The 8185-nt window shown below is 74.5% G+C and carries 3 protein-coding genes; 2 read left to right on the top strand and 1 reads right to left on the bottom strand.

Translation table 11 applies throughout. The features are described from left to right. Together VQ03_RS26370 and VQ03_RS33365 are read left to right on the top strand one after the other, a co-directional pair. Nucleotides 1-2291 (top strand): bifunctional diguanylate cyclase/phosphodiesterase (locus tag VQ03_RS26370; protein ID WP_048453890.1); only part of this gene is annotated, 2291 nt, incomplete at its 5' end. A 51-nt stretch (nt 2292-2342) separates the two neighbouring features. Beyond that, nucleotides 2343-2492: a hypothetical protein gene (locus tag VQ03_RS33365; protein WP_157064266.1), complete on the top strand. Its 150-nt coding sequence runs from the start codon at nt 2343-2345 to the stop codon at nt 2490-2492. A 43-nt stretch (nt 2493-2535) separates the two neighbouring features. On the opposite strand, the gene VQ03_RS26365 is transcribed toward VQ03_RS33365, so the two are convergent. Further along, the gene (locus tag VQ03_RS26365) at nt 2536-7821 is read right to left on the bottom strand and encodes an alpha-2-macroglobulin family protein (protein ID WP_048453889.1); all 5286 of its coding nucleotides are present in this window, start codon (nt 7819-7821) and stop codon (nt 2536-2538) included. Between the last annotated feature and the right edge of the window lie 364 nt (nt 7822-8185).

The following is an 8185-nucleotide window of genomic DNA, read 5'->3' as shown; positions in this document are numbered from 1 at the left end:
CGCATTTCATCGCCATGCTGGGCTACGATCCGGGCGTGGGCGTCGGCTACGATCCGGCGGCGACCCTTGCCTCGCTCGTCACCGGCGTGGTCAGCAGCCTCGCGGCCCTGATCCTGCTGTGCCGGGTCCCTACCGCCCTGGGATCCGTCGCCGCGGGCACCCTGCTCAGCGTCGGCATCACCACCATGCACGTGGTCGGCATGCAGGGCGTGCAGGTTCCGGGCACCTTCGTGTGGCACCCGGGCCTGGCCGTCGCGGCCGTGCTGCTCGGCTCCGCCCTGGTCTGCGCCGCCCTCCTGATGCTCCCGCATCGGGACGATCGCCGCGATCTGATCCCCTCGGCGACCCTGCTCTCCGGCGGGATCGCCCTGCTGCATTTCCTCGCCATGGCCGCCGCCGAGGTCGTTCCCGATCCACGCACCGGCGCCGATGCCGGCAGCCTGCCGCGCGCCGTGATCGCCACCGGCATCGCCACGATCGTCCTGGCGGTGCTCGGCTGCTCGGCCCTGGCCCTGGTCGCCGACCGCCTGCGGCGGATGAACCGCGTGCTGAGCGAGCAGAAGGCGGCCTTGCTCACGAGCGAGGAACGCCTGGCGCTGGCGCTCGAGGCGGGCAGCGACGGCCTGTGGGATTGCGACCTCGCCACCGGCGCGGTCTGGACCACGGACCGCTGGTGGCACATGCTCGGCTACGGGCCGGGCGAGATGCCGCCCTGCTCCAGCACGTGGCAGGCGCTCATCCATCCCGACGACCGGTCCGGGACCATGGCGCAGCTCAGGGCGCATCTTGCCGGGGACACGCCGGTCTTCGAGCGCGAGCACCGGCTGCGGTGCAAGGACGGCACCTGGAGGTGGATCCTCACCCGCGCCAAGGTCGTCGGGCGCGATGCGGACGGGGAGGCGACCCGGCTTGTCGGCACCGACGTCGATATCGGCGTGCGCAAGGAGGCCGAGAGCCGGATCGCCCACATGGCGGCCCACGACGCCCTCACCGACCTGCCGAACCGCACCCTGTTCCGCGAGAGGCTGCGGCGGCGGCTCTCCGAGATCGCCGAGGGCGCGGGGGCCTGCGCGCTCCTGTGCGTCGATCTCGACCGCTTCAAGGAGGTCAATGACGGCCTCGGCCACCTCGCGGGGGACGCGCTCCTGCGCGAGGTCGCGCTGCGCCTGCGTTCGGGCCTCGGGGACCGGGACACCGCGGCGCGGCTCGGCGGCGACGAGTTCGCGGTCCTCCTCGCCTCGGTCGAGAATGCGGGCGAGGCGATGGCGCGGGCGCAAGCGGTCATCCGGGAGATCGGCCGGCCGGTCCAGCTCGGCGACCAGACGATCGAGATCGGCGCCAGCATCGGCCTCGCCGTCTCGTCCGGGGACGGGGCCGACCAGGAGGCTCTCTTCCGGCGGGCCGACCTCGCCCTCTACAAGGCGAAGGCGGAGGGACGAAACGTGGCCCGCGCCTTCGACCCCGCGATGGACCTGGCGCTGGCGGAGCGGCGGCGGCTGGAGGCCGACCTGCGCCGGGCCATCGCCCGGGACGAGCTGGTGCTGCACTACCAGCCGCAGGTGCGGTCCGCCCCGGGCCAGCTCGTCGGGTTCGAGGCGCTGGTGCGCTGGCAGCACCCCGTGCGCGGCCTGGTGCCGCCCGGCGCGTTCATTCCGCTGGCGGAGGAGACCGGCCTCATCCTTCCCCTCGGGGAATGGGTCCTGCGCGCGGCGTGCCGGGAGGCGGCGCAGTGGCCGCGCCCGCTCAAGGTCGCGGTCAACCTGTCGCCGCGCCAGTTCCAGAAGGTCGACCTGCCCGAGCGCGTGCTGGCGATCCTGACCGAGACCGGCCTGTCGCCGGACCGGCTGGAGCTCGAGGTCACCGAGACGGTCATCATCAACGACATGGCCCGCGCCATGACGGTGCTGCGCCGCCTGAAGTCCTTCGGGATCCGGATCGCGATGGACGATTTCGGCACCGGCTACTCGTCGCTGGCGACCCTGCAGGCCTTCCCGTTCGACACGATCAAGATCGACCGCTCCTTCGTGAGCGAGCTGGAGCGGCGCCCGGCCGCCGCCGTGATCGTGCGCGCCGTCCTCGGTCTCGGGCGCAGCCTGGGGATGGGCGTCGTGGCCGAGGGCGTCGAGACCGAAGGGCAGCTGCGCTTCCTGATCGCCGAAGGGTGCGAGGAGATGCAGGGCTACCTGTTCGGCAAGCCCCAGCCCGTCGACCAGCTCCCCGCCCTCATGGCCGGGGACGCGGCCCTCGCCGGCGAAGGGATGGAGACGGGCCGGCGCAGGGCGAGCGGCTGACGGCCGGAAAGCGCCCGGGGGCGCCGGAACGACGGCGACGGAAGGGGCCGGGTGGGGCGATCTTCCTTCTGGCTCGCCTCTTCCGCCGCCGAGGTCGCCGGCAGCCGCCTCCGGCTCGTCGCGCGATGCCGCTACGGCCCGCTCGAATGGCTCGTGGCGCATCCTGATCGTCTGGCGGAGGGGCCGATCCGGCGGGCCTGAGCCGGCCCGCCGTCTTCCACCATCCGGCCACGGCGCCGACAGGCTAGCGCGCCGCGCCCACCTCCAGCGTCCCGAATGCCGTGCGCCCGTAGCGCTCGGGCCGGTACATGTCCTCGATCGTCGCCGCCGGATGGACGTAGCGGCCCGGCGTCACCGCCCGCACCGTGTAGGCGACGCTGAAGAAGGCGGATTGGCCCGGGTCGCGGTCGTAGGCCGCCACGAAGCGGTCGTCGCGGAACTCGGTGTGGATGGGTTGCACGTCGGACTTCGCCCAGGCCAGGCCGGCGGTCGCCTCCGCATCGAGGAGCTTCGGGTTGTCGATCTCGAGGCCCGCCGGCAGGCGGTCGACGAGAAGCAGGCGGCCGGCGCTGGCCTTGGCCTCGGTCACCTTCAGCACCACCACCAGGCGGTCGTTCTGGCGCAAGGAGGCAAGGTCGGCCGGGCTGCCGTCGAGGCGGTGATAGCTGCGCTCGATCGTGTAGCCCTTCGCCTCGGCGGGCTCGGGCACCGCCGGATTGCCGGAAATGCCGAGGGCGAGCTGCACCGGGGCCGTGCCGCGATTGGTCACCGTCGCCGGCTTCGCCTCCAGGGCGGCGCCCGGATAAGTCCGGTAGAGGGCGCCCGAGACCGGCGCGCCGTCGAGGGCGAGGGTCGGGGCGTCCTTGCCGGCGTCCTTGGCGAGCTCGGCCGCCGCCAGCACCATCCAGGCCTGTTCCTGGGTGCTGGTCGGGCGCCCCGACTCGCGCTCCTCGCCCACCACGGTGCCGAGGGAGCCGAGGGCTTCCCGCGCCACCCCGGTCTCGGCGGCGAGCGCGATCAGCCCGGCGCCGTCGCGCAGGCGCGAGCCGTAATCGGCCCGGTAGGCGCCGGTATCGCGCTCGGCCCGGAGCGCCGCCACCGCGGCCTCGAAGGCGGTGCGGGCCCGGGCCCGGTCGCCGAGGAGCGCGAGCGCCGCGGCGATCTGGCCGCGGGCGAGGGGCGTCGAGAACGAGGCGAGCTTGGTGTCGGCGAGGTAGCGCAGGTCGCCCATCACCGGCCGGCCGTTGCGGGCGAGGACGTAGGCCGCATAGGCGAGGTCGAGGCCGCCATCGGTGACCTCGTTGGCATTCGCCACGCTGTTGCGCAGCCGGTCGAGGGCGAGGGTGAGCGCCGTCGGCGGCACGGCGAAGCCGCGCTCGCGCGCCCGGGTCAGGAAGTCGGCGGCGTAGGCGGTGAGCCACAGGTCCTCGGCCTGGCCCGCCGACCACAGCCCGAAGGCGCCGCTCGCATCCTGGCGCGACAGCACCCTTTCGATGGCCCCCTTCACCCGCTCGTCGGCGGTGCCGTCGAGGCCGAGCTGGGCGAGCGCCGCCAGGCGGTTGACCGAGAGGAGCGGCAGCGCCCGGCTCACCACCTGCTCGGTGCAACCATACGGGTAGCGGTCGAGGGTCTGGAGCAGGGCCGGCACGTCGATCCCCCCGAACGGGGACGCCGCCAGGGTGACCGAGCCGGTGCCCGGGATCACCTCGGCCAGGAGGTCGCCCGACAGGGTCAGGCTCGCTCCGGGCTCGATCCTGCGGACCTCGCGGCGCAGCAGCGCCCCGGTGCCGGGCTGGACGCGCAGGGCGAAGCTCTGGCCCGCGGGCTCGGCGAGCCCCGGGCCGGTCAGCCGCAGGTCGATGCGGGCGAGGCCCGGACCGGCGGCGGTGAGCGGGATCTCGACCGCGCCGCGCCCGCCCGGCTCCAGGCGCAAGCTGCGGCTGAGGGCGCCGGCCGGCACCACCACCGGCCCGGCGAGGTCGACATCGACCGCGTAGTCGCCGGCCTGTCCCTCGACGTTGTCGAGGGCGACGTGCAGGCGCGAGCGGTCGCCGACATCGAGGAAGCGGGGCAGGGTGCCGCTCGCCACCACGGGGTCGCGGATCACCACGTCGGCCGAGGCCGCCCCGACCCGCGCCGCGCTCCAGGCCGTCACCATCACCCGGGCGGTGCCGTTGAAGGCGGGGAGGGGAAAGCTCACCTCGGCCCGGCCGTCCGGCCCGACCGTGACGACACCCGAATAGCGGGCGAGGGGTTCCTGGGTGGGCGGTGCGCCCTCCAGCTCGGCCCCGCCGGCATCGCCGCCCGAGCGGATGGCGCCGAGCGTGCCCTGCATGCCGTCGATCAGGTAGCCGTAGAGGTCGCGGATCTCGGTCGAGAGCGCCTTCTGGCCGAAGAAGAACCCGAACGGGTCCGGATTGGCGTAGCGGGTGAGGTTGAGGATGCCGACATCCACCGCCGCCACGGTCACCCGGGCCTCCTCGCCGGCTTTCAGGCCGGCGAGGCGGATCGGCAGGCGCAGGTCGCCCCGGGGGCGGACCTTCGCCGGGGCCTCCACGGTGACGCCGAGGCTGCGGGCGTCGCGGTCGATCCCGAACCAGGCCAGCCCCATCGCCCGGCCGGGCAGGCGCTTGGCCGCCTGGTCGAGGGGCCGGTAGGCGGTGGCGACGAGGTAGGCGCCCGCGCCCCAATCCGGCTTCACCGGGATCTCGACGGTGGCGCCGGAGGCCGGCAGGTCGAGGGTGCGGATCTCGTGCACCGTGTCGCTCACCACCGCGACGGTGGCGGTGCCGGCGAATCGCGGGCGCACCCGCGCCCTCAGCGTGTCGCCCGAGGCATAGGCGTCGCGATCGAGGGTGAGGTCGAGGAGGTCGGGCGCGTCGGCGGTCTCGGACCCGCTCCAGCCGACGCTGAACGACAGGCTCGCCGCCTCGAAGCCGGGGCCGCGCACCTCCAGGCGATACTGGCCGAGATCGACCGGCATCGCCACACGCGCCGGCGCGCCGGCCTCCAGGGCGACGCGGCCGTTGGCGACCTTGGCGGTGGTCTTGACCGGCTCGTAGGACCAGCGCCCGTCGGCCCGGTACCATTGGTAGCGCCGGTCGACCCGCAGCAGGGTCCAGGTCGCCTCACCCGACAGCCGCGTGCCGTCGGGCCGCGCGGCGGCCACCTCGAAGCTCGCCGTCGCGCCCTCGCGCAGCTCGCCGAAGGTCTTCCGGATTCCGATCACCGGGCCGGCGGGCAGGATCGGCAGGGTCAGGCTGCGCTGCACCGCCCGGCCGCCGGGCTCGCCGACCTGGAGCGAGACCCTGGCCTCGAACGGCCGCGGCCCGCCCGTCGCCGGCACCGGCGCCTTCACGGTGGCGCGCCCCTGGGCGTCGGTGGTGACCGGGGCGTCCAGCTCCGCCGTCACCGGCATGACGCGCTCGTCGTCGAGGCCGGTGGAGAAGTCCTCGAAGTTCCTGATGCCGCTGCGGGCGGCCGGCTGCACCGCCACCGAGCCGCCGACGCTCAAGCCTGCGCCCGGCGCGCCGTAGAGGTAGCGCGCCGCCACCGCGACGGTCGCCGGCTCGCCCGGTTTCAAGGCGGCCTCGGCGGGCGTCAGGGTGACCTCGATGCGCTCGGGCACGTAATCCTCGACGAGGAACGTCGCCTCGCCGACCGGCGGCGCCTTCGGGTCGGTATAGGCGGCGACCCGCCAGGTCCCGGCCTGGGCTCCGGGGAGCAGCGGCAGGGAGAAGGCGCGGCCGCCCAAGCCCGCATCGGCCACCTGCGCCCGGCGATACTCGACCCCGTCCGGGCGCTTCGCCACCAGGGTCAGGGGCAGGGTCGGGATCGCCGCGCCTCTGGCGTCGCGCAGGAGCGCGGTCAGCTGCACCGTCTCGCCGGAGCGGTAGACCCCGCGCTCGGGAAACAGGTAGGCCTCCGCCGCACCGGGCGCCGGGCGGCCCTTCACGCCGCGATCGGCGAGGTCGAAGGCGCTTAAACTCAGGTCGAGGAAGCCGTAATCGTCGCCGAGCCGGGCCACGACGAGGCTCGGCGCCGCCCCGCCCTCGCCGCGGGCGAGCCCCGGATCGAAGGCGGCGTGGCCCTGCCCGTCGGTGGTGCGGGTCGCCAGCACCTCGTTGTTGCGGGCGACGAGCCGGATCTCCGCCCCCTTCAGCACGCTCGCCGAGGCGAGGGAGCGGGCGAGCACGTGGATCCCGTCCCTGCCCTTGAAGGCGGTGAGCCCGAGGTCGGAGACCACGAACCACTGCGTCGCCTCGCTCTCGTAGCCGCCTTCCTCGTCGGCGAGCGAGGCGGTGCCGCTCGGCCGTGCCGTCATCACGTAGAGTCCGGGCTCGATCTTGCCGACCGCCTGGAGCACCGGGAAGGCGGTCACCGCCTCGCGGTTGATCTCGGCCGGCGCGGTGTCGAGCTTTCCCTTCCAGACCGGCACGCCGCGCTCGCGGGCGATGGTGCGCAGGCCCGAGCCGGAGAGCTGCGACAGGAACTCGTCGCTGCGCAGGGCGGGCAGCAACCCGCGGTCGCCGATGCGCACCACCTCGACGTCGATCTTCGGCGCGTTGACCGAGACCAGCGGCACGCCGGCCTGGCCGATGCGGGGCAGGACGTAGTTGCGCCCGGTGAAGCGCGCCTGCGGGCTGCGGTCGCGGACGTAGATCTCGTAATCGGCCGCCTTGCGGAGGGACTCCCCGACGCTGGAGGGCAGGCCCTGGCGCAGGACCACGCCGTAGCGCTCGCCGTGGCGCAGGCCGTCGACGCAGACCTGCTGGCCCTGCGCGGTCACGGCGGTGTCGGCGGCGCCCGAGACGGCGACGAAGGGCGCGACATCCGCCTTCGGATCGATCGTCTCCGAGAGGGTGAAGCAGGCCCGCGGGGCGGCGGCGTCCGAATCGACCTTGTAGTCGAGCACCCGGAAGCCGTGCGCATCCCGCAAGGCCTCGTAGGTCTTGGCGACCTCCGCGTCGCCCGCGAGCGAGAGGCTCGCCGCGTAGGCTTCGAGCGCCGGGCGCCAGCTCTCCTGCTTGGCCAGGACCGCGCCGAGGAGCGCCAGCGCCCGCGCCTCGTCGGCGGGGACGTTCGCCCGCTGGTAGGCCAGGTAGGCACCGGCCCGGGCTTCCGCCTTCAGCTTCCGGTTGGCGTCGTAATCGTCGTTCTCGGCATCCCCCGCAATCTCCGCCAGGGCGTACCAGTTGCGCCAATCCGCCGGCTCGGCGAGGGCGGCGCGGCGAGAGGCGGCGAGCGCCCCGTCGGTCTCGTCCTTGGCCTTGAGGGCGTCGGCCTCGCGGCGCCACTGCGCGGCGGACTTGCCGGCTGCGCCGCCCTCCTCCTTCACCCGCGCCTCGAGCCGCACCGCCTCGCTGGCGAGGGCCGGGCGCACGAAGCTCTTCGGCTTGGCGGCCGCTTGCACCAGGGCGGCGCGGCGGGGCGCCGGGTTCGGGGGCTGCTGGGCTTGAGCGCCGGGGAGCCATGCCAGAAGACCAGTCAGGCCGACGGCGACGCGACCGACCTGTGTGATGAGCGACATGTCCGGCCTCGCAGCGATTCCCCGCGCGGGCGGAGCCTAAGCAGCGCCCGATCGCGGTGCAATCCGATGCCGGCCCGGAGTGATCGATTTCCCTCGGGGCTCGCGTCGATCCGGGCTCCGCTTCGTCACGGAGGCGGTTCGATCGGCCGCGGGGGCCGGAGCGAGCCTGGAAGTCCGGCCTCACCTCTGCCAAGGTCCGGCGCCTGTCTTCGGAGAGCCCGATGCCGCGACCCGCCCGCCTGCTCGCCGCCGGCCTGCTGCCGCTCCTCGCCTGCGTCGGCCTCGCCCCGGCGGCCCTCGCGCAACAAGCTCCCCGCCCGCAAGGTCCCGGCCCGAGTGCGCCCGGCCCGAGTGCGCCCGGCCC

The organism is Methylobacterium tarhaniae (genome assembly GCF_001043955.1).
In the GTDB taxonomy this organism is placed as follows: domain Bacteria; phylum Pseudomonadota; class Alphaproteobacteria; order Rhizobiales; family Beijerinckiaceae; genus Methylobacterium; species Methylobacterium tarhaniae.
Note: the sequence above shows the minus strand (reverse complement) of the source record. Positions and strands in the feature narration are given on the sequence as shown.

Coding starts and splice junctions, on each gene's coding strand:
- VQ03_RS26365 (WP_048453889.1), bottom strand. CDS start 7,821: ATGTCGCTCATCACACAGGTCGGTCGCGTCGCCGTCGGCCTGACTGGT.